Source organism: Runella sp. R5_40 (assembly GCF_057652295.1).
The window spans coordinates 54,334-79,735 of the sequence record NZ_JBYFCH010000029.1; the positions used below are offsets into that span (position 1 = coordinate 54,334).

At 45.4% G+C, this 25,402-nt stretch carries 21 protein-coding genes; 13 read left to right on the top strand and 8 right to left on the bottom strand.

Translation table 11 applies throughout. The annotated features are described in order from the left end of the window. Positions 1-10: 10 nt before the first annotated feature. The gene (locus tag AC23N5_RS28630; protein ID WP_028524328.1) at positions 11-451 is read right to left on the bottom strand and encodes a hypothetical protein; all 441 of its coding nucleotides are present in this window, start codon (positions 449-451) and stop codon (positions 11-13) included. Positions 452-649: 198 nt separating this feature from the next. On the opposite strand from AC23N5_RS28630, the gene AC23N5_RS28635 reads away from it, so the two are divergent. Beyond that, a complete protein-coding gene (locus AC23N5_RS28635; RefSeq protein WP_487758141.1) occupies positions 650-2,917 on the top strand; it encodes a carbohydrate binding family 9 domain-containing protein in 2,268 nt (755 codons plus the stop codon). Between the two features lie 37 nt (positions 2,918-2,954). On the opposite strand, the gene AC23N5_RS28640 is transcribed toward AC23N5_RS28635, so the two are convergent. From AC23N5_RS28640 to AC23N5_RS28650, 3 genes are read right to left on the bottom strand one after another with little or no spacing between them, the layout of a single operon-like run. After that, positions 2,955-5,078: a bi-domain-containing oxidoreductase gene (locus AC23N5_RS28640; protein WP_487758142.1), complete on the bottom strand. Its 2,124-nt coding sequence runs from the start codon at positions 5,076-5,078 to the stop codon at positions 2,955-2,957. A 21-nt stretch (positions 5,079-5,099) separates the two neighbouring features. After that, positions 5,100-5,717, bottom strand: coding sequence for a hypothetical protein (locus tag AC23N5_RS28645; protein ID WP_487758143.1), 618 nt, complete (start codon positions 5,715-5,717; stop codon positions 5,100-5,102). Further along, the gene (locus AC23N5_RS28650) at positions 5,714-6,805 is read right to left on the bottom strand and encodes an AAA family ATPase (protein ID WP_487758144.1); all 1,092 of its coding nucleotides are present in this window, start codon (positions 6,803-6,805) and stop codon (positions 5,714-5,716) included. Before AC23N5_RS28650 ends, AC23N5_RS28645 begins: the two co-directional genes overlap by 4 nt. Positions 6,806-6,986: 181 nt before the next feature. On the opposite strand from AC23N5_RS28650, the gene AC23N5_RS28655 reads away from it, so the two are divergent. The 8 genes from AC23N5_RS28655 to AC23N5_RS28690 all read left to right on the top strand — a co-directional run bounded on the left by AC23N5_RS28655 (position 6,987) and on the right by AC23N5_RS28690 (position 15,201). Then, complete coding sequence (locus AC23N5_RS28655; protein WP_122932110.1) at positions 6,987-8,189, top strand: MFS transporter; 1,203 nt, start codon at positions 6,987-6,989, stop codon at positions 8,187-8,189. Positions 8,190-8,290: 101 nt separating this feature from the next. Further along, complete coding sequence (locus AC23N5_RS28660; protein ID WP_487758145.1) at positions 8,291-9,061, top strand: exodeoxyribonuclease III; 771 nt, start codon at positions 8,291-8,293, stop codon at positions 9,059-9,061. Positions 9,062-9,195: 134 nt separating this feature from the next. Continuing rightward, a complete protein-coding gene (locus AC23N5_RS28665; protein WP_487758146.1) occupies positions 9,196-10,911 on the top strand; it encodes a tetratricopeptide repeat protein in 1,716 nt (571 codons plus the stop codon). 10 nt (positions 10,912-10,921) lie between these two features. After that, positions 10,922-11,776 carry a lipoprotein insertase outer membrane protein LolB1 gene (lolB1, locus tag AC23N5_RS28670; RefSeq protein ID WP_183971920.1) on the top strand — a complete coding sequence of 285 codons (855 nt, stop codon included), beginning with the start codon at positions 10,922-10,924 and terminating at the stop codon, positions 11,774-11,776. A 15-nt stretch (positions 11,777-11,791) separates the two neighbouring features. Further along, positions 11,792-13,183, top strand: coding sequence for a murein hydrolase activator EnvC family protein (locus AC23N5_RS28675; protein WP_487758147.1), 1,392 nt, complete (start codon positions 11,792-11,794; stop codon positions 13,181-13,183). A 32-nt stretch (positions 13,184-13,215) separates the two neighbouring features. Continuing rightward, the gene (gene panB, locus AC23N5_RS28680) at positions 13,216-14,040 is read left to right on the top strand and encodes a 3-methyl-2-oxobutanoate hydroxymethyltransferase (protein WP_122932105.1); all 825 of its coding nucleotides are present in this window, start codon (positions 13,216-13,218) and stop codon (positions 14,038-14,040) included. A gap of 54 nt (positions 14,041-14,094) precedes the next feature. Continuing rightward, entirely contained in the window at positions 14,095-14,823 is a 729-nt protein-coding gene (locus AC23N5_RS28685; protein ID WP_472491711.1) for an RluA family pseudouridine synthase, read from the top strand. 72 nt (positions 14,824-14,895) lie between these two features. Further along, a complete protein-coding gene (locus tag AC23N5_RS28690) occupies positions 14,896-15,201 on the top strand; it encodes a DUF6787 family protein (RefSeq protein ID WP_183971917.1) in 306 nt (101 codons plus the stop codon). Here the strand turns inward: AC23N5_RS28690 and AC23N5_RS28695 are convergent. Beyond that, the gene (locus AC23N5_RS28695; protein ID WP_164490095.1) at positions 15,196-15,372 is read right to left on the bottom strand and encodes a hypothetical protein; all 177 of its coding nucleotides are present in this window, start codon (positions 15,370-15,372) and stop codon (positions 15,196-15,198) included. The genes AC23N5_RS28690 and AC23N5_RS28695 overlap by 6 nt on opposite strands. 292 nt (positions 15,373-15,664) lie before the next feature. Between AC23N5_RS28695 and mutL the strand changes: the two genes are divergently transcribed. The 4 genes from mutL to dxs all read left to right on the top strand — a co-directional run bounded on the left by mutL (position 15,665) and on the right by dxs (position 21,466). Next, positions 15,665-17,587 carry a DNA mismatch repair endonuclease MutL gene (gene mutL / locus AC23N5_RS28700; RefSeq protein WP_487758148.1) on the top strand — a complete coding sequence of 641 codons (1,923 nt, stop codon included), beginning with the start codon at positions 15,665-15,667 and terminating at the stop codon, positions 17,585-17,587. A gap of 12 nt (positions 17,588-17,599) precedes the next feature. Beyond that, positions 17,600-18,379: a rhomboid family intramembrane serine protease gene (locus AC23N5_RS28705; protein WP_122932101.1), complete on the top strand. Its 780-nt coding sequence runs from the start codon at positions 17,600-17,602 to the stop codon at positions 18,377-18,379. 102 nt (positions 18,380-18,481) lie between these two features. Further along, the gene (locus tag AC23N5_RS28710; protein ID WP_183971915.1) at positions 18,482-19,399 is read left to right on the top strand and encodes a rhomboid family intramembrane serine protease; all 918 of its coding nucleotides are present in this window, start codon (positions 18,482-18,484) and stop codon (positions 19,397-19,399) included. Between the two features lie 135 nt (positions 19,400-19,534). Further along, the gene (gene dxs / locus AC23N5_RS28715) at positions 19,535-21,466 is read left to right on the top strand and encodes a 1-deoxy-D-xylulose-5-phosphate synthase (protein WP_487758149.1); all 1,932 of its coding nucleotides are present in this window, start codon (positions 19,535-19,537) and stop codon (positions 21,464-21,466) included. A 131-nt stretch (positions 21,467-21,597) separates the two neighbouring features. Here dxs and AC23N5_RS28720 read toward each other — a convergent pair whose 3' ends face one another. The 3 genes from AC23N5_RS28720 to AC23N5_RS28730 form a co-directional block, all read right to left on the bottom strand. Further along, positions 21,598-22,863, bottom strand: a complete 1,266-nt coding sequence (locus AC23N5_RS28720; protein ID WP_487758150.1) for an alpha/beta hydrolase family protein — start codon at positions 22,861-22,863, stop codon at positions 21,598-21,600. Positions 22,864-22,881: 18 nt separating this feature from the next. Continuing rightward, positions 22,882-23,613 carry a glucosamine-6-phosphate deaminase gene (locus tag AC23N5_RS28725; protein WP_487758151.1) on the bottom strand — a complete coding sequence of 244 codons (732 nt, stop codon included), beginning with the start codon at positions 23,611-23,613 and terminating at the stop codon, positions 22,882-22,884. 73 nt (positions 23,614-23,686) lie between these two features. Next, positions 23,687-25,075: a Gfo/Idh/MocA family protein gene (locus AC23N5_RS28730; protein ID WP_487758152.1), complete on the bottom strand. Its 1,389-nt coding sequence runs from the start codon at positions 25,073-25,075 to the stop codon at positions 23,687-23,689. Positions 25,076-25,402: the final 327 nt, after the last annotated feature.

The window sequence follows — 25,402 nt, forward strand, 5'->3', positions numbered from 1 at the left end:
GGTACGAAGTTTAGGTCGTTTTTATGAGCTGATTATAGAAGCGTTGTACATAGGTTGAAACTTTGCGTTTGGAATCTCCCCACGTCACTTTTTCTTTCAACCTCTTTTTGGGGTTATTGTACTCAATAAAGTAGTAAACATTGCCAGGGCTATTGAACTTATACTTGTCCAACTGGAGCTGGTCAGCCGACTGGAAAAATTGTTTTGTTTGTTTGTCGCTGAGGGTCTTGTGCAATTTGAGCGAATCAGTGGCCCGTTCACGCACCCATAAATCTCCGTTTTCGTGCAGGACGAAGCTGCGCGTTGTTCCCGCAAATCCGCCCCCTGTCCCAAACGTTACCTGACGTTTAAACAAAGTAGAAGGACTCGGAAGACTTTGGGCGGAAGTCTGAACTAAAAGCCCCACAATGAGGCCAAGCGTAGCGACACCCGTGGTAAAAATACGTATCATAAAGCTGGTAGAGAAAGTATTTATATTTACTCAAACTTACTTCATAAGTCGCACAAAACCAAAAACGTAAATTAAACTATCATTCGACAAAAACGACGGTTGGTAACTGTTTTTTTACCATTTACGTAGTAGTTAGTCTGTTTACCCAATTAGATAAGATACCTTTGTGTTTTGTTTCAACAGCCGTTATCTCTATCTATGTATTTCCAAAAATCTACTCTTTATCTCGCAGCTATTCTTCTTTCAAGTTTTGCTAGTAATGCCCAAGAAAAATCCACGGCCATCGGCGGTGCTGCGTATCAAGAAAAATACCAGCACGTCATCCGTAAAGCCAAAGGGGAAATAAAAATCGACGGTGATTTATCAGATCCTGCGTGGCAAGGGCTAGAAATTTCCAAAAATTTTGCCCCTCATTGGCCCCAAGACAACGTCCCTATCAAGCGCGACACCGAGGTACGAATGACTTTTGATGACAAGTTTTTGTACGTGGCGGCCGTCTGTCGCGATACCAATAAGCACGTCATTCAAACCCTCAAACGCGACGGTGACTACTGGAGCTCCGATGCTTTTGGTATCATTTTAGATCCCATCAATGAGCGCACCAACGGGTTCTTTTTTGGGGTAAGTGTAGCCAATGCGCAGTTTGAAGACTTATTGGCGTTTCAAACGGATGAAATGACGGGAAGCTGGGACAATAAATGGTATTCGCAAACCAAAGTCTATCCTACCTACTGGACGGTCGAAATGGCGATTCCTTTCAAAACCCTTCGCTACGACCCTAAAAAGACCAAATGGGGCGTCAATTTTGAGCGTAATGACCTTAAAAACAACCAATTTTCGACTTGGACGTTTATTCCCGTCAATTTCAACGGATACGATTTAGGCTATACGGCGGCGCTTAATTGGGAAACACCTCCGCCTGCGGTCAAAGGTAATGCGTCGATTGTGCCCTACATTACGGGTGGTACTTCCCACGACCACGTGGCAGGCACGCCCACCAAATGTACTTTCAACGGCGGTTTGGATGCCAAGTTGTCGGTGACGCCTTCGCTCAATCTTGATTTGACGGTCAATCCTGATTTTTCGCAAGTAGAAGTCGATCGCCAAGTCACAAATTTGACGCGTTTCAACATTTTCTTTCCCGAACGACGGACGTTTTTTCTCGAAAATGCCGACCTTTTTGGCAACTACGGTATTCCTCCCTTTCGGCCTTTTTTTTCGCGTGCCATCGGGCTCGACCGCAACGCCCAGCCATTGCCGATATTGGCTGGAGCGCGTTTGAGTGGCAATTTGGATAAAAACTGGCGCGTTGGCCTTATGTCGATGCAAACGGCGGCTAAAGGGGAAGACCCCGCCCAAAATTTCACGGCTTTTTCGTTCAACCGAAAAGTACTAAAACGCTCACTGGTCAAGGGCTACGTGTTGAACCGTCAGGGTTTTATGACCGAAAACGAGCGCTTGCAAAACCCGATGGGGGAGTATGGGCGAAATCAAGGGTTGGAATTTAATTACTCCAATACCAAAGGTGATTTGAACGTGTGGACGGGCTACCATTGGTCGCAGAAACCCACCGTTACGAACGACAACACGGCCAAGCAATTTGGGGCAGGATATTTTGGGCGTACGGTTAGTTTTTTTGTCGATTATTTTGGCATTGGGAGCAATTACTACGCCGACATGGGTTTTATCAATCGCCTCGAAAACCCGACTTATATTGTTGACCGCTTTGGAAAAATCCAGTCAGACACGACCATTCGTTTAGGGTTTCACCAAGTGTATAGCGAAACGCAGTTTAATATTCGTCCCAAAGACAGCAAAGTCAATAATCACGCATTTGGGGCTGAAAATTTCTTTGTGTGGAACCCCAACGGAACGCTCAACGAATACACTTTGGGCTTAACTTACGACGTTCAGTTTCAGAATGCGAGTTCGTTTGGTTTACGTTTTGACCACAACGACGTACGGGCGCTTTTCCCGTTTTCATTTACCGACAGCGACCACGCGCTGCCGTCGAGTAGGTACGTATTTAATCAGGTCAATGCCACCTACAGCTCCGATTATCGGAAGAAGTTCTACTTTACGGCGGCGGTACGCGCGGGAGGGTTTTACAACGGCACGCTCCAGCAGTATTCGCTCGAAATGACGTACCGCGCCCAGCCTTGGGGGAATTTTTCGATGAATTTTGAGCAAAACGACATCAAATTGCCCACGTTATACGGTAGCGACCGTTTGTTATTGGTTAGCCCAAGGGTGGAAATCAATTTCTCTACGAAACTGTTTTGGACAACGTTTTTACAGTTTAACACCCAACGCAACAACTTCAACGTCAACAGTCGTTTGCAGTGGCGCTACAAACCCATGTCCGACTTTTTCTTGGTTTACACCGACAACTACTACACCGACCCGCTTTTCAAAAATAAGAGCCGAGCCATTGTGTTTAAGCTTAATTATTGGCTAACGCTTTAGGAGGGAAGCCTGAGCCAGTTTAGGCTAGGCTATCCCCTCAGCATTCCACCCAACGGCCTTCTTTCAAGCTCCGAAGGGCGGCAAAAGAGGCTTGGGTAGTATTGACAATTTCGTCGAAAGGAATCAGGGGGGCACCGCCGCTCTGAATTCGTTCCATCAATGCTTGAAACTGCGCTTTGTGCCCTTTGTCTTGCGTAGTTTTGAGTTTTGAAAAGCCTTTAAAGCCGTATCCTTCCAACGTACGAAAGTTGTCCAAAACCAGCGTCCGTTCCTGCGAATACACCTCTACTCGCTCTTTAGAGTAGGCTTTGTTACCATTGGAAAAATAATTGATGACGCCCGTTGAGCCATTTTCGTACCTCAATAAAATACTGGCGCTATCAGTTGTTTCAGTTGGGTTTGTTCCCATCGCGTTCATACATACAGCTGTAACTCGACTACCTGTTAAGAACGTAATCAGGTCAATAAAATGACAGGCTTCTCCTAAAATCCGTCCTCCGCCCACGGCGCGGTCATGCACCCACGACGAGGAAGGAATAAAGCCTGCGTTCATGGTCGCAATCACGTTCATCGGGGCATTGCCTAGCAGCGACTTCATTTTTTGAGCATGAGGCGAAAAGCGGCGGTTGAATCCCACTGTTACACTCGCAGCAGGTGCAACCGATGTTTTTATCGTGAGTAATTCGTTCAATTCATCCTCAAAAATCGCCAGCGGTTTTTCTACAAACACGTGTTTTCCCGCCTGCAAAGCCTCAATCGTCAGGCGTGCGTGTTGGTGGTGGCGGGTGGTGATAAGTACCAAGTCCACCTCATCGTCGGCCAACATTTCGCGGTAGTCGGTGGTACTGAGGGCAATACCGTGTTTTTGGGCCAACGCTGTCCCCGAAAGTCCATTCGCACTCGCAATGTATTTGATGTTTGATTGACCCGCTCCACCTTTTAGGGCAGGAAGCAAGGTCATTTTAGTAAAATTGCCCGCCCCGATAATCCCAACAACTCCTTTTTTAGCTTCAAAAACCGTGTCATTATAACGAACGGTTCGGGAAAGCGAAGGCTTTTCGGGATACGCCAGTAGCGAAGCAATCGTGCCACCTTTGCTCATATCACCGTAAATAGTGGCATAATTTTCCAACGGAACTACCTCTGTGATAAGTGGTTTTACGTCCAGCTGCCCCGATTCTAGCAATTGAAGGAGGGTTTGAAAGTTTCGATTTTCAGTCCAACGAACAAACGGCAGCGGATAATCAACGCCTTTTTGTTCATAATCATCATCGTAGCGTCCTGGCCCGTACGAGCAGGAAACCTGAAACGTCAATTCTTTTTCGTAAAATTCGGCTCGGCTCAGTTGAAGTCCAATAACCCCTACCAACACAATTCGCCCCCGCTTCCGCGACATACGCGCGGCCTGCGAAATAATCTCGTCGGTTTTGGCAGAAGCCGTTATAATTACGCCATCTGCTCCGATGCCGTGGGTATAGCTTTCCACAAACTTCACGGGGTCGTCGCCCAAGCGTGGATTGCACGGAATGATGCCTTTGCTCGCCGCTATCTTTAACTTTTGTTCATCCAAATCCACCCCAATTACCCGACAACCATTCAGGCGCAGCAGTTCGGCCGTGAGCAACCCAATCAGCCCCAGCCCAATCACCACCACCGTTTCACCCAGAGTAGGATTCAGCAACCGAACTCCTTGAAGACCAATCGAACCAATGACCGTAAACGCCGCTTCATCGTCGGTGACATTGTCGGGAACTTTGGCTACCAAATGCCTCGGTACGCACACAATTTCGGCATGAGAGCCATTGGACGCCACGCGGTCGCCCACGCGCAAGTCGGTCACTCCTTCTCCAACGGCAATGATTTCTCCTACGTTGCAGTATCCCAACGGCAAAGGCTGCCCCAATTTGTTAAAAACAGCTTCAAGTGTCGGTATTAAGCCATCCGACTTAATTTTGTCCAACACCATTTTAACGCGCTCGGGTTGTTGGCGGGCTTTTTCAATCAGGTTGGCTTTGCCAAATTCGACCAACATCCGTTCGGTTCCCAACGATACAAGGCTCCGTCGGGTGTGAATCAATACCGCACCGCGTTTCACCTGAGGGGCGGGCACTTCCTCCAAAATCGTCTGTCCGTTTTGGAGGTTTTGAATTAGTTGCTTCATGAAACTATAAAACAAGCCAAACTATCTGCTTGTCTTGGTATCTTTATCAGTAAGAAAATCAATTAATTGACAATGAAAATGATGAAAGCTTTCGGAGCGTTCAAACAGCCATTCAATATCCATATTTTCGGTATATTGGGCCACTACCTCGATCTGTTTATCCATGACAGGCCGCGCAAACCCGTACATTTTTTTCTTGGCATCCGACCGTGCTATTTGTTCGTACTTCTCATTTTTATTGGAATTGGGATGCTCTTTTTTGAATTTTAAGTACAAAAGCCAGTGCTCAATACATTGAACTGGGATGAAAATAAACGCTTGATTTTGGTACTTCTTGATTACTTCACGACCATTCATATCTTGAAACAGTTTTGAATGTTCTTCCATTTTCTCACTATCCAAGTCAATTCCCACAAAAAACACCTCCTGACTGTAATAGGCCAATCCTTGCTGTACGGCTTCCTCAAACATCTTCAAAACACCACTTCGATGGCCCCCTTTTAAGGGAAATATAGGGTCTCGCTCAAAACCTATCGTATCTGCAACGCCAAGATAGATGACAAGCTGTTTGAGGTAGTTCTCAAGGAAAAGCTGTTGGGCAATATCTTCTCCAAAGAACCCATATTTTAGTATTTTCATGCGGGCACTCCTCCTAAAAAGCCTGAGAACCAATGCTCAGCTAAATCTTGGGTAAACTTAATTCTGGGCAGCCCCTGCTTGTCGTTTTTTTCATTGGAAGGAGCGATGATGTCTTTTTGCAAATTTCGAACTTGGGTAGCCCCATCTTCATCTTTGTCAAAGACAAAAACAGCTTCTGGGATGTCTTCAAATTCATTCAACACGTACGGATGGTGCGATGTCATAATGACCTGAATACCTTTGGATTGTGAGAGGTTAAAAATAAAATCCATGACCTCTTTAATCCGACGTGGGTGTATTCCTCGCTCAGGTTCTTCCAATAAAAGCAGTTTAGGCGGGTTTGGCTGATGAATGATGCAGAGCAACGCAACAAAGTACAAAACCCCTTCCGAAAGCTCTTCGGCCCAGTAAGTCATTTTACTGACCTCGCTGAACAAACCCCATTTTTTGAAGGTGCCTTCACGGCTTGGGGATTCCTCAAGCGTTCTAAAACGAATATCATTAAACTCAGATATACATTTTTTTATATCCGATTCAATTTGTGCAAAATGCTCTCGATATTCATCTCTGAGTGTTTCTAAAAAAGAGACAAGATTTGATGCATCTGATTCAACAGTAGGTGAAAATCTTATAGAGCCTGGTTTTTTGTAGGTCAGAGGGTTAGGTTGGTAAATTTTAGATTTGTCAAAACTTCTCAAAAAACTCAAGTACTGTTTAAAATCGGCATTGCTGATAATTTCCTCAAACGATTTAATAGATACATTCTCTCCATTAAAAAACTTATTTTGTGTTATCTGAAATTGCCCGTTGATCGAAGCATGTAATTCACTTATAAAATGAACCCCCAATCCTTCTATCTCAAATATAACTGTATCAAAATTATGCTGAAATGTATATTCTAGGTAATCAATATCCTTTCCAACCGAAAAGTTTTTAAAAAACTCCACTGCCTTCAACAGATTAGTCTTCCCAGAATTATTAGGCCCTATCAACAGATTCACAGGCTGCAAGTCCAGCGTAACCTCCTTTAGGCTTTTAAAGTTTTGGATATGAAGTTTGGTGAGCATAACACGTTCGTTTTCTTGCAATATTACAAATACTCCTCACAAAAAGCGCCGAATTGCGCACAAAATCGCGTTGGGTGGCAAAGGCCGCTAGTATGTTCCCCAAATCAAAGAGTAGTATCGGCAACAAACCCTCTTTTTTTGAAATTTACCGTAAAAAACGCCATTTTCGCCACTTCAATAGTAAAACCCTAAAAAACTAACTATGAAATCTTCGGTTCGGATACAACTGATGCTCATGATGTTCCTCCAATTCTTTACGTGGGGATCTTGGTACGGACAAATGAGCGTTTATCTTGGTAAACAGCTCAATGCCACGGGCGACCAAATCGGGAATGCCTACACTGCATTCTCTATTGCTATGATTATTTCGCCTTTTATTGGTGCTGTAGCCGACCGATATTTCGCGGCTCAAAAAGTACTTGGCGTGCTCAACCTTATCGGCGCTGGGTTGCTATTTGTGCTTTCGCAAGTGACTGACGCAAGTAATTTTTTCTGGTATATTTTGTTGTACTGCTTGTGTTTTGCGCCCTGCATTGCGCTTACCACGTCCATTTCGATGCGTCAAATCGAATCGCCCGAAAGAGATTTTCCTACCATTCGAGTGATGGGAACCGTGGCTTGGATTGCGGTTACTAACCTCATCGGTTTTTTGAACGTGGGCGATAAAGCTACTATTTTCCAAATTTCGATGGGAACGTCGTTGGTGCTTGGTCTATTGGCCTTTACGCTTCCTAACACTCCACCACGTGCTACAGGGCCTGTTAACATTGGTCAAATCATCGGTGCAGATGCCTTTTCATTGTTCAAAGACCGTTCGTTTACCATTTTCTTTATTTCCTCGGTTGCTATCTGTATTCCATTGTCGTTTTACTACGCATTTGCCAACCCCTCGCTGCGGGCATCGGGCATGGAGTTTGTCGAAAACAAAATGTCATTGGGTCAAGTATCGGAAGTAGGTTTTATGCTTCTTATTCCGTTGGCATTTAGCCGTTTGGGCGTAAAATGGATGCTTGCCGTTGGACTTATTTCTTGGATTATTCGCTTCCTTTGCTTTGGCTATGGCGACGCTTCTACCAGCGAATGGATGCTCTACGCGGCTATTTTGCTCCACGGCGTTTGTTTCGACTTTTTCTTTGTGACAGGCCAAATTTATACCGATACCAAAGCAGGTGAGCGTATCAAATCACAGGCACAGGGGCTTATCACCTTGGCGACCTACGGCATCGGGATGGGTATTGGCTCATGGTTGGGTGGACAAGTACTTGCCAACAATACCAATGCCGAAAATATCACCAACTGGCTGAGTGTCTGGACGGTTCCTGCGGGTATCGCAGCAGGCGTACTTGTGTTGTTCCTAATTTTCTTTAGTGACAAAACCGACAAGAAAGCTGCCATCACTCACTAAATAAACGACGAGGGATAGCTCATTTCCCCAAAAGAATCTAGTAAAGAGCGCATCTCGTTGAGGTGCGCTCTTTATATTTGCGACCAATTTTTATCCCTCTTATGCAAATTCTTACCTACAACGTCAATGGCATTCGTGCTGCCATGCGTAATGGCCTTACCGAATGGCTCGCCGACAAATCGTTTGACATTCTTTGTTTTCAAGAAGTAAAAGCTACCCTCGACCAAGTGAGCCTACTTGAGTTTGAAGCCCTTGGTTATCAGCTCGTAGGCTGGAACGCCGCTCAAAAAAAAGGCTACAGCGGAGTGGCTATTTTTGCTAAAACTCCCGCCGACCGCTGCGTACATGGCTGCGGAATGGAGCTGTACGATTACGAAGGACGCGTCGTTCGGGCTGATTTTGGCGGTCTGACCGTCGTTAATGCTTATTTCCCATCGGGAACAAGCGGCGATGAGCGGCAAGATGTCAAAATGCGTTTTTTAGAGGATTTTTACGAGTGGATACACACCATCCGAGAAACAGGTCAGCACCTAGTTATTGTGGGAGATTATAACATTGCTCACCAAGAAATCGACATTCATGACCCTGTTCGCAACAAAAACACCACAGGGTTCTTACCCGAAGAGCGTGCTTGGATGACCAAATGGTTTGAAAGTGGTTTTACGGATGCCTTCCGCTACGCCAACCCCGACTTGGTCGAATACAGTTGGTGGAGTTATCGGGCAGGAGCACGGGGCAACAACAAAGGGTGGCGCATTGACTATCAGTCCATTAGTAGCGACCTAAAAGACAAAATCGTAGCCTGTCGCCAATTGGCTGATGCAGTACACTCTGACCATTGTCCCGTTTGGTTAGAAATCGCTTACCCCTAAAACACCTATTTTAGGGTAGGTTTTTCATAAATTTTGGTAAAACGGCTAAATTCTTCCAATTTTGCTTCGTTTATCTCGTTTTTTATGATAGATTGAGCCTTAAACAGCACCAGCCAACGAGATTCTCTTAATCAATGAAAAATCCATCCATTCTCTGGGTAGTCCTTTTTTTGAGTCAATTTGTGATGGCTCAAAAAAATAAACCTGTCGGTGAAACCGACGCCCAAAAATCGCAAAGATATGAGTTAGAATCTTTGCTTGCCGACGGCATGAAATACGCTACGATGGAGGAATACCAGCGGGCTGATAGCGTGCTTCGGACTGCCCTCAAAATGAGCCCTAACATCCCTGCCATTAACTACGAGTTGGCGCGTGTTCTTCTCAAACGCGAACGCTTGGACGAAGCCGCTATTTATGCCCAAAAAGCAACCCAGCTGTCACCAGATAATACGTTTTACACCATACAGTTAGCCGAAATTTACAGTCAACAACGCAAATACAGCAAGGCTGCCGAACTGTACAAAGACATTATCCGAAAAGATACTGAAAATGCCGAATACGGGCTCGAACTTGCGGCGGTGTATATTTTGGATGAAAAGTACGAAGAAGCCCTCAAGGCTTACGACGAAGTCGAAAAATCGCTGGGCATCGACGAAGACCTTATTCACCAAAAACAACGGATTTATCTCAAACTAGATAAGCCCAACAAAGCCATTGACGAGGCCAATAAACTCATCAATGCCGAGCCTACTGAAGCACAATATGTAGTGGAATTGGCGCAGTTGCTCATCATGGGCAAACGCCCCAAAGAGGCCCAAGAACAGCTTGAAAAAGCCCTCAAAATTAACCCCGACCAAGGCGATGCCCGCATCATGTTGGCGGAACTTTTTAGACAAAATGGTGATAACAAGGCTGCCGACCAGCAAATGGGGCAAATGTTTAACAACCCCAATGCCGACATCGACACCAAAATGCAGGCGTTAGTAGGACTGCTGCGGGAAGCCAAAGACGAGGCAACGCGCCAAGAAGTGCTCAATCGTGCGGCCGAAATCGTCAAAGCGCATCCCAAAGACATGCGGGCGTATGTGGTGTATGCCGACCTCCTAGCCAAAGCTGATCGCAAAGCCGAAGCGCGCAATGCTTACATGAAAGCGGCCCGTATCAACCCATCAATGTATGAAGTGTGGGGAGCCGTATTGCAACTTGATAGTGATTTGAATCAACTGGATAGCCTCATTGCGCATTCGGAACAAGCCATCGAAACGTTCCCGAATCAAGGGCTTTTTTGGTATTCCAACGGCTCGGCACATCTTGTAAAAAAACACTACCAACAGGCTGTGGATGCCTTGGAGGAAGCGCAAAAATTAACGAGCGAAAATAAAGACTTGCAAGGCGCTATTTTGGCCCAACTTGGAGATGCTTACCACGGACTTAGCGAGTACGCCAAATCGGACGATTCGTACGAAGCTGCCCTAAAAATTGACCCTAAAAACGACCACGTACTCAATAATTACAGCTATTTCTTATCGCTTCGTAAAGATAAGCTCGGGCGCGCCAAAGAAATGGCCGCAAGCGTAGTGGAGCGTCATCCCACCAATGCTACTTACTTAGATACCTATGCTTGGGTACTCTACGTGATGAAAGATTACAAAAATGCCCGTACTTACCTCGAAAAAGCCATTGAAAGCAACAACAAGGTAAGCGGTACCATTGTAGAGCATTATGGGGATGTGTTGTACCAACTCGGGGAAAAAGAAAAGGCCGTAGAGCAATGGAAAAAGGCCAAAAGCATGGGAGAAAACAGCCAACAAATAGATAAAAAAATTGCAACAGGACAGTTGATAGAATAAAAACAAAGGAATGAAGCTCAATTGGTTGTTTTTTGTGGGAATTACGCTCTTTGCAGGCTTGTCGTCGTGCCATCGCCAACGACAAAAAAGCCAGCAACGTGTCCCCACCGACAGCATGGCTGTCGTAAAAGTAGATACCATCGTTCAACCTAAGAAGGATACTGCAATTGCCGTTAAGCCAGTCGTTGAACATGAAGACATTAAAGTCAGCATCGAAAATGTTGATTTTCGTTATTTGAGTGCCAAATCGAAAATCTCGTTTAAGAGTAAAGACCAAGAAATTGACGATGCCAGCGTGACCATGCGGATGCGCAAAGACAGTTTGCTTTGGTTGCAGGTTTCTAAAGGCCCCATTGAAGTTGTACGGGGCATCATTACTAGAGACTCCATCAAAATTGTGGATCGTTACAACAAAAAAGTGTATTTGTATGACTTTGCAGGACTGAGTCAGCAGTTTAATTTTCAGCTAAGTTTTGACCTCATTCAGTCGATTTTGGTGGGAAATATGCCCATTCCGAAGAAACCAGGCCAGCGCTTCAAAAAAGAAAAAGACTATTTTATGCTTCGCCAAGACGAAGGTAAAATTTCCCTTGAAAATTACATTGGTGAGCAAAACCGCCGCTTGAAAAAGCTGTTGGTGACTGAGCAGCCCACTAAAAACTCACTGACGCTCGACTACGAAGATTTTACCCAGCTCAACAATTATTTATTTCCTTACACCAGCTTGATTGAGTTAGATTACGAGTCAAAAAAAGACCAACAACGCTACCAAACGGTGTTTCGAATCAAGCACCAAAAAGTTGAGTTGAGCGAAAAACCCTTGAGCTTTCCGTTCAGTATTCCTGCCAAATACGAACGAAACTAATCCTAAAATTACTGTATGAATGCCATTTATCGAATACGCTTTATTTCTTTTTTGATTGTTGGGTTACTCACAGCAAGTCTTCAGGGATTTGCCCAAAAAAGCCGTCAACAACTAGAGAAAGAAAAACGCGAAAACCTCGAACGCTTGCAAGAACTTCAGGGGGTATTGAAAAAAACAACGGAGCAAAAACGTGCTAGTTTGGGGCAGCTCAAGGCCATCAAGCAGCAAATCAATGCCCAAAATCGCAAGGTAGAACTCATCAACGAAGACCTCAAATTGATGGACAATGAATTGAGCGAGTTGCAAAAAGCAAAATTGGAGCTTGATAAAGACCTCTCAAAACTTCGTGAAGAGTATGCAAAGATGATTTATAACGCCGCCAAACGCAACAATAGCCTCAGTGAGCTTAGTTTCTTGTTTTCGGCACCTACTTTTAATCAGTTTTTGATTCGTTATAAATACTTAAAACAATACACTGACGAGCGGGAAAAGCAGGTCAATGAAATGAAAAAAGTGCAAGCGTTGATGATTTCTAAATCAACGAGCATTTCTAATAAAAAGAAAGACCAAGAAAACGCCCTCCAATCACGAATTGCAGAAGGTAAAAATTTGGAACAATTAAAAGGCGAGCAAGACAAAGTTGTAAAAGAATTGAGCGGTCGCGAAAAAGAAATTATTGCCGAAGTATCGGAAGTTCGGAAAGCCAACAAACAACTTGAAAATGCCTTAACCCGCATCATTCAGCGCGAAATCGAAGAACGCCGCGAGCGCGCCCGTGTTGCTGCGCGCGAACGGGCAAACCGCGAAAAAGCCGAACGCACTGAGCGCGAACGGGCCGAACGAGAAGCCGCTCGTAATAAACCTACTGAAAAACCCCGCGAAAACAACGAGGTAGCCAAAGCCGAACCAGAAAGCAAACCCGAGCCGAAAAAAGAGAGAGAGGTTGAAGAAGTGAATGAAAGCGGGATGAATGAAGCCGAAGTAAAACTTGCTTCCTCGTTTGCTGCCAACCGCGGTCGCCTACCTTGGCCCGTGCCAGGGTTTATTTCTGATGGTTTTGGGACCAAAGAAGTAATGAAAAATGTCAACCAAGAAAACCACGGAATCGACATTCAAACAAAAGCAGGGGAGGCCGTTAAATCCGTATTTGATGGGGTCGTTTTAGGAATTGAGAACCAATATTTGATGAAAAACGTGGTGCTCGTTCAACACGGCGACTTTTACACCGTTTATGCAAAGCTGAAAAGTGTCAACGTTCAACCTGGTCAACGTTTAAAAGCGCGTGACGTTATTGGGGTGGTCGCCACGGATGGTGAAGGAATTTCAGAAGTTAACTTTCAGATTTGGAAATTAAATAACAACAAAGCCAATCGCCTCAACCCCGAACCGTGGCTTCGTCCTCGTTAGTAGTACTCCCAAAAATCGTATAATAATTTGCTATGTCAACACAGTTATCTTCTGTCGAAGTAAAACGAATAACGACCCACATCATTCAGGAAATGAAGCACCGGGGCGAGAAAATATCGGCCCTTACTGCGTACGATTATTCGATGGCTCGAATCGTTGACGCCGCTGGTATTGACATTATTTTGGTGGGTGACTCAGCCTCCAATGTCATCGCAGGCCACGAAACGACCTTGCCGATTACCCTCGACCAAATGATTTACCACGCCCAAGCCGTAGTCAGGGCCGTAAAACGGGCTTTTGTCGTTGTCGATTTGCCTTTTGGCTCCTACCAAGGAAATTCTCGCGCCGCGCTTGACTCCGCCATTCGAATTATGAAAGAGTCGGGTGCCCATGCCGTTAAGGTTGAAGGAGGGATCGAAATCAAAGATTCTATTACGCGTATCCTCAGTGCGGGGGTGCCTGTGATGGGGCATTTGGGACTTACACCGCAGTCTATTTATAAGTTTGGAACCTATACCGTGCGGGCCAAAGAAGAGGCCGAAGCCGAAAAGCTTTTGCAAGATGCCCAAATGCTTGATGAAATTGGGTGTTTTGGCATGGTGTTGGAAAAAATTCCCGCGTCGCTGACCCAAAAAGTGTCGCAAAGCGTGAGTATCCCCACCATCGGGATTGGAGCAGGGCCTCATGCCGACGGCCAAATCCTCGTTTTGCACGATTTGCTGGGGATTACAAAGGAGTTTAAACCGCGTTTTTTGCGCCGATACGCCGATTTGCACGGTATCATGACCGACGCCGTTCAGAACTACGTGAAGGACGTCAAATCCAACGATTTCCCCAACGAAAAGGAATCGTATTGAAACTATCCCCCGCTCGTATCCGTTACCGTTAATTAACACAAACGCTTTATCTCAATGGCCAAGCCATTTCATGTCATATACGAAGACAACCACCTCATTGTTGTCAACAAAGCCCCAGGTATCCTTGTCCAAGGCGACGCCACGGGCGATATACCTCTATTAGAATTAGTGAAAGACTACATCAAGGAAAAGTACGAAAAACCTGGTGAAGTATTTTTAGGAACCGTTCATCGGCTCGATCGCCCCGTGAGCGGGTTAGTTGTTTTTGCGCGCACTTCCAAAGGGCTTGAGCGCATGAACGAAATTTTCCGTAAGCGCGAAGTTCAAAAAACCTATTGGGCTGTAGTTCGTCGTCGCCCTCCCAAAAACCAGGATAAATTGACCAATTGGTTGGTGAAAGACGAAGCCAAAAATTTTGTCACAGCCCACGACATGCCCGTACCCAACGCGCAAAAAGCCGAGCTTCATTACCGTGTTTTGGGCGAAATTAATAAGCACTTTTTGTTGGAAGTAACGCCCATCACGGGCCGACCGCATCAAATTAGGGTACAATTAGCCGCAATTGGATGTCCGATTCGTGGAGATTTGAAATACGGCTATGCCCGCGCCAACAACGACGGTAGCATCAACCTACACGCCCGTCGGTTGTTTTTTGTTCATCCCGTCAAAAAGGAGTCAATTCTTTGCCGAGCTGCTCTGCCCAATGATCCATTCTGGGAAGAGTTTTTATCGCTTGACCCTGAGGAAATTGGCCTTGAGCACCTACCGTTTTTGTACGAGTAGTTACTCTGGGTCTTTTTGCCCAAAAACCAAAAACAAGTCACAACCCTCCATCACCCAATACGTGGGCGTTCAATGAATTGGATAGAAAAACTAAAGAAACGGTGGAATGTTAAAAGTGGATGGCAAGTGATGATCATCCTGCTTGTATTTGCATGTACTGGCTTTACGGTCATGTACACCAAGCGTTGGATGGTCAAATGGTTAGGGATTGAAGCAACATGGGCGGTCTGGTGCTTCAACATTTTTGTTATTTTGCCTTTATACCAAATTATCTTATTGATATACGGCTGGGTATTTGGTCAGTATCTATTTTTTTTACAATTCGAGAAAAAAATGTTCCAAAGGATTGGAAGCTTATTTTCTCAAAAAAAATCATAAATCGGACGTTTCAACTTTATCAGTGGTCGATACATCAGTCCACATTTGGTGGGCCATCTGCTCAACCGTGTTGACAACTCCTTGGATAGCTCCAAACACAATGCACAAAGGCAAGATAACTGGCAGAAAAATAAGCCATTGAAAAACTAAGTGTAGGTTAGGCTTTTTCATTTCGAAGGGTTATTAATGTTTAACAACTGTTTAACGTAGAGGTCATTAGGCGTCTATTTAAGCCCTCTCACAAACAGCGTGCCAAACTTTTTTTACGGGGTGTTTTTTTGTTAAAGTACGGTAAATTCACAGGTTGTTATCTATGCAAAGTTCAAATATTTGTTTTTTTAATGATAAAAACCAGTTTTTTTTCGATTTGTTTTTAGGATATATTTTTTTTCAACAAAATGACATCTGGTAAACGTTTTTCTTGTGTTATTTTGTTATCTATTCTTGAAAGTCAACGCTCGATATGCAAGATATAATTCGCCTGCTTCCTGATGCCATCGCCAACCAAATTGCTGCGGGAGAGGTAGTTCAACGGCCTGCTTCTGTGGTAAAAGAATTGTTGGAAAATGCCATCGATGCACAGGCTAAAAATATACAGGTAATTATTCGTGATGCGGGCCGTACGCTCATTCAAATCATCGACGATGGGGTTGGCATGTCTGAAACCGACGCCCGCATGAGTTTTGAACGACATGCTACTTCCAAAATTCGCACTGCCGACGACCTGTTCCGTATTCGGACGATGGGGTTTCGCGGAGAAGCGTTGGCGTCTATTGCGGCGGTAGCTCAAGTGGAAATGCGTACACGCCGTGCTGCCGATGAAGTAGGGGTGCTATTGCGTATCGAGGGGTCTGACTTAAAATCGCAAGAGTCGGTGGCGTGTTTGCCAGGAACAAATATTTTGGTTAAAAACCTATTTTTCAACGTACCAGCTCGCCGCAACTTCCTCAAAACCAACTCGGTAGAAATGCGTCATATCCTCGACGAGTTTCAGCGAGTTTCCCTTGCTCACCCAGAAGTAAGCTTGTCGCTCTACCACAACGACACCGAGATTTATAACTTATATTCGGGTAAAATTAGCCGCCGTATCGTGGATATGTTCGGGAAAAACTACCGTGAGAATATCATTAATTGCCAAGAAGAAACCCCTTTTGTGACCGTAAAAGGTTATATTGGGAAACCCGAATTTGCCCGAAAAACGCGGGGCGAGCAGTTCTTTTTTGTCAACGACCGATATGTAAAACATAATTATTTGCACCACGCGGTGTTGTCGGCCTACGAAGGTACCATCAATGAGGGCAGTCACCCTTTTTATGTACTTCACCTCGACCTCGACCCGTCGCACATTGACATCAACATTCACCCAACCAAAACCGAAATAAAATTTGACGATGAGCGGTCGGTCTATGCCCTGTTGATGGCCGCAGTCCGAAAAGCAATCAGCGTCAATCACCTTTCTCACTCCATTGATTTTGACTCAAACGTCAATTTCTTGAGTCCGTTGCCATCGCGGACTACTCCTACCAAACCGCTGTCTATGCCCTCTTCCCGAGAGAGTAATCCAAGCGTTGGTAGCGACAATGGTGGTAGTTCTTTCGCTTCTTCTTACTCACCTCCGAGCAAAACGCCGAGGGAAGAGTCAAACCTAGCCAATTGGGATAAATTGTTTGAAGGATTTCAGAAAACAGACCCCACGCCAGTGCAGGCCACGCTCGATTTGGGAGAAGAAGACGAATTTATCCCAACGGCGCCGTCTGCGTCAAGCCCAACGCTGGGCAGCCGCGCCAACGACGTCCAAATCAAAGAAGACGAAGAACTCCAAAATCGTCGTTTGGCCGTTCAAATCCAGAATCGTTACATTGTGTCATCGGTCAAATCGGGCATGATGCTCATCGACCAACGCGCGGCTTACGAGCGAGTGCTTTACGACCGCTATTTGAAACAACTAGAATCGCAAACAGCCGTTTCGCAACAACTTTTGTTCCCGATTACGGTTCGTTTACCGCTGGCCGACGTGCCGCTTGTCCTCGAAATGCGTGCCGAAATTTTAGCCCTTGGGTTTGATTTTGACTCCTTAGGCCCCGATACGCTCGTGGTGAGAAGTATGCCAACCGATTTTCCTGCCGAAGATGCGCAAAAGATTTTTGAAGAACTGACCGAGCAACTCCGCCAAAGCTACGCTGACCTTCAGCTCAACCGCGCCGAAACAACCGCTCGAAGTTTGGCCAAACGCTTTGCGTCGCGGCATTTGGTTCGCCTTTCTTCCGATGAAATGGAGCGACTTATCAACCAACTTTTTGTCTCATCTAATCCTAATTATACCCCAACTGGCGAACCGATTTTCTCCATTTTGGCGTTAGATAAAATAGCTAATTTATTAAAATAAGCCCAGAAAGCCATGTTTAACATCACCCCTACCGTTAGAAATTTACTTATTCTAAACGTACTCATTTATTTCTTACAAAGCCTTAATCCCCTCATTGAGAATTTGTTTGCGCTTTACCCCGTCACTGGGCCTAGTTTTAAGCCGCACCAATTTGTCACATACATGTTTTTGCACGGAAACGTGGGGCACTTGTTTAGCAACATGCTTGGGTTGTTTTTCTTTGGTCCATTACTCGAACAACACGTTCTTGGCCCCAAACGCTTTGTGATGTTTTACTTTATTACGGGTATTGGCGCAGGTTTTCTTTACTCAGCGATTAATTTTTATGAGATGTATGAGTTAAAACAAGCGGTGGATTTGTACAGCCAATATCCTTCTCCCGAAGCATTCTTGGATTTTTTGACTCGTTTTGCACCCAATGTGAAGCACTCAGCCCTTGATTTTCTCAATAGTTTTGAAGATCAGCCTAAGAATATTTCGTACATCAACGACAGTATTGCTTTTGTAAAAAGTACCATTGACAACCGAGTCAATATCCCAATGTTAGGAGCATCGGGTGCTATCTTTGGTATTATTGCCGCTTTTGGACTCATTTTCCCAAACATGGAAATGATGTTGTTGTTTTTTCCCATTCCTATCAAAGCCAAATATTTTGTTACTTTTTACGCCTTGTACGAACTTTATGCAGGAATTAACATCCAAGATTCGGGCGTTGCTCACTTTGCCCATCTCGGAGGCATGATTTTTGCGTATATACTATTGAAAATCTGGAAAATTAGACGAATGTATTAATTTGGCTTTTTGTATCTTTTTCTCTAATTTTCAGTCACAAACCAAAACTAGTTTGTCAATAAACGGGTTATTTTGTAAAACCTACTTGAACTGAAGAGAGCGATGAGCAGCATTTTTGATGATGTTAGAGGCGAATTTTCAAAGACGAACAACGCGGTCATCAAGCTTATTTTGACCAATGTCATCGTCTTTGTGGCGATTATCATTTTGTACATCGTTTTCACGATTGCTCAATACCCCCATTATTACCAGTGGGTAATGGATCAGCTTAGTTTACCCGCGAGCTTCGGCGCTTTTTTATACAAGCCTTGGACGCTTTTGACCAACTTTTTTGTTCATCAAGGACCTTTTCATGTTTTCTTTAACATGCTATCGCTCTATTGGTTTGGGCAAGTATTGGAAGAATACCTCGGTAGCCGACGTTTGATTGCGATTTTTTTACTGGGCGGTTTGGCAGGCGGTGTCTTGTTTTTGACCATGTACAACCTAGTGCCCTATTTCCAACCTGAACTTGCCAATACCAGTTTAATTGGGGCTTCGGGCGCGGTATTTGCCGTGATTTTAGGAGCAGCCACGTTACTGCCCGAACACACCTTTTTTGTGTTTCTCATTGGCCCCGTTCGCCTCAAATATATTGCAGCCCTGTGTATTATCATCACGATGGCCCAGTTGGTAGGCCCCAATGCAGGCGGGAATTTGGCCCACTTAGCGGGAGCGATGGTTGGGTTTGGATTTATTAAATCACTCCAAAATGGGTACGATTGGGGAAAACCTATCTACACTATTGGAGAATTTTTTCAGAAAATTTTCACCTCAAAACCACGCATTCAAGTGCCTCAGCGAGCGCGTGCTACCACCTCCACTACTGCTCGTCATTTTAGTCAAAAAAGTGAGAATGCTTCGGTAATAATCCCTAATCAGGACGAAATTGACGCGATTCTGGATAAAATTTCAAAATCTGGCTACGAAAGCCTCACCCGAGAAGAGAAGCAAAAACTCTACAAAGCAAGCCAACAATAAGCCATTATCTATGTTGCTTTACCACCAATGCACCGCACAAAGTGTGGGTAGCGATTGGCATTTTTCATAACTTTGCAAAACACTTTTATCAGCAAGCAAGTTATATTTCTACGTTTAGTTTCAAGCCGTTAAACGATGCTCATAACTCCCGGTAAATTACTTTCGCAAATCAACACGCCCGATGACTTGCGAAAATTTGACTCAGCAGACCTCCCCCAAGTTTCTCAAGAACTTCGGCAGTATATCATTGATTTAGTTTCGGTGTATGGAGGACATTTTGGCGCGAGTCTGGGTGTAGTAGAACTGACTGTTGCGCTACACTATGTGTTTAACACGCCTACCGACCAGCTTATATGGGACGTAGGTCACCAAGCCTATGGTCATAAAATCTTGACGGGACGTCGGGAAGTATTTCATACAAATCGACTCTACGGTGGGATTTCTGGATTTCCTAAACGTAAAGAAAGTCCGTATGATGCCTTTGGCGTTGGACACTCTTCTACGTCTATTTCTGGGGCATTGGGTATGGCGGTGGGCGCTCAGCTAAAAGGGCTCAAAAACCAACATTCGATTGCGGTAATCGGCGACGGTGCCATGACGGGCGGTATGGCGTTTGAAGCAATGAACCACGCAGGGTCATTGGCAAATACCAATATGCTGATTATCCTCAATGACAATTGCATGAGTATCGACCCCAACGTAGGGGCATTGAAAGAATATTTGACCGACATCACTACTTCTCATACCTACAACCGTGTCAAAGAAGAAGTGTGGAATTTGTTGGGTAAAATGAGCCAATTTGGGAAAAGCGCTCGCGAGATTGTCTCAAGAGTGGAAGATGGGCTCAAAGCCACCTTGTTGCGCCAAAGTAACTTATTTGAATCGCTCAATTTGCGTTATTTTGGCCCTATCGACGGGCATGATGTTGATCATCTTGTACACGTTCTCAACGATCTTAAAGATATTCCTGGGCCTAAATTGCTCCACTGCGTAACGGTCAAAGGAAAAGGCTTTGCACCTGCCGAAAAAGACCAAACGAAATGGCACGCTCCTGGAAAATTTGATAAAATAACGGGCGAAATTTTCAAGAAAATCCCCGATACGCCACAGCCACCTAGATACCAAGAGGTATTTGGTCATACATTGGTAGAATTGGCCGAACAAAACCCCAAAGTAGTGGGTGTAACCCCTGCGATGCCGTCGGGTTCGTCCATGAACCTGTTGATGAAAGCCATGCCTGAACGTGCTTTCGACGTTGGTATTGCCGAACAGCACGCCGTCACGTTCTCAGCAGGGATGGCTACGCAAGGGTCGGTAGTGTTCTGCAACATTTACAGTACGTTTATGCAGCGCGCCTACGACCAAGTGGTGCATGATGTGTGTATTCAAGAGCTGCCAGTGGTATTTTGCCTCGACCGTGCAGGTTTTGCGGGCGCCGATGGCCCTACGCACCACGGCGCGTATGACATTGCTTATATGCGTTGTATTCCTAACATGATTGTGGCCTCGCCGATGAATGAGCAGGAGCTTCGCAACATGATGTACACGGCACAGCTCGACGAAACTCAAAACGGCAAACAAGCTTTTACGATTCGCTACCCACGTGGCGAAGGCATGATGCCGCAGTGGCGCACTCCGTTTGAAAAGCTGGAAATTGGCAAAGGAAGAAAAGTAAAAGACGGGGAAGATGTGGCGATTCTGACCATTGGCCACATCGGAAATTACGCCGTTAAAAGTTGCCAATTGCTCGAAAACGCAGGCATTAGCGCCGCGCATTATGATTTACGGTTTGTAAAACCGCTGGATGAAGAACTGTTGCACGAGGTATTCCAGAAATTCGACAAAGTGATTACTGTGGAAGACGGTTGCTTACAAGGTGGAATGGGAAGTGCAGTATTGGAATTTATGGCCGACCACGGCTACACTGCCAAACTCAAACGTTTGGGTATTCCTGACCGAATTGTAGAACACGGCGAACAAATAGAGCTTCATCGCGAATGCGGTTTTGACCCCGAAGGAATTGCAAAAACGGCTCGCGAAATGGTACATGCCGTTGTTTATTCCTAAGTCAGACGATAGTCAGACTTAAAAATTATAGCAAGTAACCAAAAGCCGTCAGACGATAGTCTGACGGCTTTTTCATAACCTCTAAGGCGATAATAACTTCAAGTAGTAAGGGTCTGACTGCCGTCTGACCCCTACTTCAGCCACTTATCAAACCACGCAAACGCTTCTGCTTGCATCTTTTTATCGAACTTATGTGGGCCAGGGTAAAATGAGCACTTGTAGCGCTCAGAAGCCCCTGCTTTGGCATAGACATCGCCCACAATTTTGTCGGCGCGTTTCATTTCGGGAAGCGTATATAAATCATCGTCTTCGTCGTTGAGTACCATTGTTGGAAGGGGAGCTCGCAATGCAAAGATTTCTGGAAAATCAAGCTCGTTGGGCAAAATAGGCACGTAGGTCATCCACGTGTGCGTGTACGATTTATGGAGTATGAGGTCTTTCCAAGTAGTCATAAAACCAACGCAAACGGCGCATTTGATACGTTCGTCCAGTCCACCCATAAACACCGTACGCATACCACCGCCCGATAATCCCGCACAGCCCACCCGCGTAGCGTCCACATCCTGACGGGCACAAAGAACATCCAACGCCTTTTTATCTTCCGCATAAAATACCCCCGCCCAAGTCGTACCTGCACTTAAAAGCGACTTAGACATTACGTGCTCGTGTTCCCCTGCCCATTCGTTATACTTACGAATATTCTCCGAATTTTCGGGGTCGTTGTCGTTCAATCCGCGACGAAGGTGCACAGGAACATCCTGCATCCATACGCGTCGGCTGGCAAATGGAAACGCATCCGACACTAGCACCACGTAACCGCGCTTGGCGATTTCGTTTGCCCAAGCCATTCCTTCGTAGTATTCCTGTTGATGTTCTTTCATCAACGGATGCTGTTGGTTCGATGTCTTGGTAATTTTTCGAGTCCCAAAATACTTATTTCCGCCGTGGTCATGGAAAGCCAAAATAGCAGGCAGAGGCCCTTTTGCATTGGCTGGTTTTAGCAAAATACCTTCCGTGGGGCGTCCGTAGGGAAGCTGCCACGTAAGTTCCTCGATATGAAGCCCGTCGTATTCATACTGTTTTTTTAGCGTCACTTGGGGCATTCCTCCAATGTCAGGGACTCCCAAACGCTCAACCAAACGCTGTTTAGCCATCTCACGCCATTGAGCGAGATTCGTCCACTCCTTGCGCCGAAAAGAAAGCGATGGAAGTTTGCTCTCAATGAGCGATACCGCCCAAGGTCCGTATAGTCCGATGAGGTTCTCCGTAGTTTCGTTGAAATTCATGAGGGTTAGTGGGGAAAAAATATCGTTTACAAACGGATTGAGCAAGTCCAGTCCCGCCATTCCAATGCTTGCTACACTGCTCTTTTTAAGAAACTTACGACGGCTTGGCATAGGGGTTAATAATTTGTTTTAAGATAAATACTTGCTCGATGCTTGGTCCAAATACATCCCACAATGGGGGTGGTTTTGCAAAATACTAGCGGGAAAAAGCGGGCTGACTTCGCCTTTCAAGCAGTTTTTTACGGCTTCGGCTTTACGCTCATCGGGCACCGAACAAATAAGGGCTGCCGATTTCATAATTTGACGAATCGACATACTAATCGCCTGTTTGGGTACGTCATCTAAGGTGGCAAACCAGCCTTCTCCTAACTGTTGACGACGGCAGGCTTCGTCGAGATTCACGACGAGGTAGGGGCTTTCGGTTTCAAAATCAGCAGGAGGGTCATTAAAGGCCAAGTGACCATTTTCACCGATTCCGACCAAAGCCACGTCAATGGGGTGTTGTAAAATAAGCCGTCCCAATCGTTCACATTCTGCTTCGGGTTGCGTTTCTCCGTCAATAAGATGGCTTATTTTCATTGTTACTTTCGTCAATACTCTTTCTTTCAAATACTTACGAAAACTAGCGGGGTGTGATTCTGACAAAGCGATGTATTCGTCCAAATGAAACATCGTTACCTTCGTCCAGTCGATGTCAGGTTCGTGAAGCAATTGATTTAAGGTTTCAAATTGGCTGGTTCCTGTCGCTAAAATTACGTTTGCTTCACCTCGTTCGGTGATAGCTTTACGGATGTAGTCAGCAGCGGCGGCGCCTGCTACTTGGCCAAGGGCTTTGGGGTTTTCGGAAATATGAATAAACATCGGGTTGTATCGCTAGTTGGGTTTGACAGACTTTCCAAGTTTTACTTTTGTAGCAATCAAACTTGGAATGTCTTTATTTGGGTTTAACGGGGGTATTTCCTCCTTGGGTAAGGGAAATGTCAACGGGGCGGTTGTTTTTCCATGCACCCGCCGTAAAATCAGGAATATCAATGGAATTGGAGCGATTGGCTACCGATTTTTCACTCAACGGCCCAATCACACTCCATGAAGCTGCATCATAAACGTCTTGATCGAGCGGGAGACCATTGCGAAGGCAATCAATCAAACGCCAATCCATCAAGAAATCCATGCCCCCGTGGCCGCCTACTTGCTTGGCCAATTCGCCAATTTTTTTGACAAGCGCGGGCTGGTATTTTTCCTCCAACGCCTTCATTTCAGTCTCCGATACCCAATCGTGTCCCGTCGAAATCTTCCCTGGTAGGGGGTATTTGAGGGCCGTTGCTTTGGTACCGCTTACGAGATGTATGCGTGAGTACGGACGCGGTGAGCTTACGTCGTGTTGCAACATAATCGTTTTGCCTTTGTTCGTCCGAATTGTCGTAGTGTTCATGTTCCCGCGAAAAGTTTTCTTGGCCAACGGCTGGAACGTCGCGTCGGTTTTGGCCAATTCTTTCACCTTAGCTTCCAACATAAAATCGTTGCTCGACATCGACACCAAATAATCCATTTTATCGCCGCGATTGATGTCCAACACTTGGCAGATAGGCCCCAAACCGTGCGTCGGGTACAGGTTCCCGTTTCGGGTATTTTCCTTTAAGCGCCACATATCGTAGCGTTTTCCTTTGTCAAAAAAAGAGTCAAAAATATCGTGAATATACGCCCCTTCGACGTGCACTACTTCCCCAAAAAAGCCTTGACGCGCCATGTTGAGCGTGAGCAATTCAAAGAAATCATAGCAGCAGTTTTCGAGCATCATACAATGTTTCTGCGTTCGTTCGGACGTTTCGACCAGCTTCCAGCACTCATCCACCGTCGTAGCGGCGGGGATTTCTACCGCTACGTGTTTGCCCTGTTCCATGGCATACAGCGCCATCGGAGCATGAAGATTCCACGGGGTACAAATGTAAATAAGGTCGAGGTCGGGGCGTTCGCAGAGTTTTTTCCAGTCATCGGTCTTCCCCGCATAGACTTGAGGGGCGTGGGAAGTTCCTTGGAGTTTTTTCTTGGCCAAATCGGTCCGCTCCGTCCGAATATCGCAGAGAGCTTTGATTTCTACGTTGTCAATGTACACAATTCGGTCGAGCGCGCCCAAGCCACGGTTACCCAGCCCAATGTAGCCAATCCGTACGGTATCGATTTTGGGAGCGCCGTACCCGCACATATTGAAGGTTTGAGGGGGAGGAAGCTGAAGCGGTGGAGGTTCGGCTGCGGTGGCTTCTTGGGTCAATGTACTCCCAGTGACGCCGAGCCCGACGAGTTTGATGAAGTCTCTCTTTTTCATAAGTGGCATTGGTTAACGGTCATGGTATTAAGGCAATCACTGTACCTTTTTACTTTCATTAATGTTACTTGAAAATCTGGGAAGAGGCTATTGGGTTGGAAGTTGAGTTTACTTGAGAAAAAGCAAGTTTTCTACTAAATTGGAAGAGTTAATCACTAAATTTGACAATGAATTAGATACGCTCACAAATAAACTACAACCAACTATGGGCATTGAAGAATTTGTTCTGACCCGTGAAAGAAGACTAGGAGAGACTGTAAATTAAACTCTGTCTAAAGGTTTTTTAACTTTACGACAGAACAATGGAAAAGACAGAATTTGAACAGA